This is a genomic window from uncultured Kluyvera sp. (assembly GCF_902485085.1).
GTDB classification, from domain to species: Bacteria; Pseudomonadota; Gammaproteobacteria; order Enterobacterales; family Enterobacteriaceae; genus Kluyvera; species Kluyvera ascorbata.
The window spans coordinates 1-1,004 of the sequence record NZ_CABTJS010000048.1 but is presented as its reverse complement, the minus strand read 5'-3'; the positions used below and the strand labels follow the sequence as shown (position 1 = coordinate 1,004).

Annotated in this window: 1 pseudogene; it reads right to left on the bottom strand. The window is 54.4% G+C overall.

Going from position 1 to position 1,004, the window contains the following annotated elements:
- Nucleotides 1–117: 117 nt before the first annotated feature.
- Nucleotides 118–201: pseudogene (locus RDN66_RS06120) on the bottom strand (SOS response-associated peptidase); the annotation flags it as partial.
- Between the last annotated feature and the right edge of the window lie 803 nt (nt 202–1,004).

The following is a 1,004-nucleotide window of genomic DNA, read 5'->3' as shown; positions in this document are numbered from 1 at the left end:
GTACGAGCGCTGAACAAAATGACGAAAGCAGGTATGCCTGAAAGCGTGCGTATTGCCTGAAAACACAACCCGCTACGGGGGAGACTTACCCGAAATCTGATTTATTCAACAAAGCCCGTAGGCAATATTTCGATCGGCTTCATTGGCGAGGAGAGAAAGATACTCTTCCCGCGTCATAGACTGAGAAAAACGTCCGCATATGGTTACCTCCAGTGGCCAGACTTAAAGTATAGATAATGCCGCGTCAGCGGCATGGAGGCGCCAGCTGAAGTTGAATGGAGTACTGCGGGTAAATGGCGCCGTCGCCCGGCGCAGCCGGCTGCTGTTTTGACAGGTTCTGCCTCACCCACCCCCTTCCCTGCAAAGCTATACCCGCTAAAAACGGCTCAGATGCCTCTGTACGCGGTCGGAGTGGTCCCGGCAAGGCGACAGCCGCAGTCGGGGCGTATCTCCGCGTTAGCGGGCCGTTAGGGCCGCTTACGAGCGTGTATCCCAGAACTTACCGCGACACTACTCACAGAGATGACGAAGAGTAGTTACAACACCCATCATTAAAAGCGACACATTAAAAGCGACACTACTCCCGGCCTTCGGCCGGGGGCGGCGGCGCTTTTCAGTGGTGGGGAGGGGCTCCTGGCCGGCAAACCGGCGCCGGTTTTGTGATGAACTTCCTTATGAATGCTGTAACTAACTTAATTCTCCGGCAGGGGCCCGTCGCGGAGCGATGGGAGCTATCTCTGATACTGCCGAACCGGCGCGACCGTCAGGTCGCTGCAAGGGCGGACATTCTCCGGAGCCTGTCCACAGTGCGGGCGATGAACAGGTTATGGGTTTACAGGATTTATTAAAGGATCTTTAAAAGAGGTACAGAGCTGGTGTTTAAAAGGGCTTTGTTGAATAAATAAGATTTCGTGCGAACGACCCTGTAGCTGGCTGGATTTTCAGGCAATACGCACGCTTTCTGGCATCCCAGCCTTTGTCATCCTGTTCAACGCACGCACCAT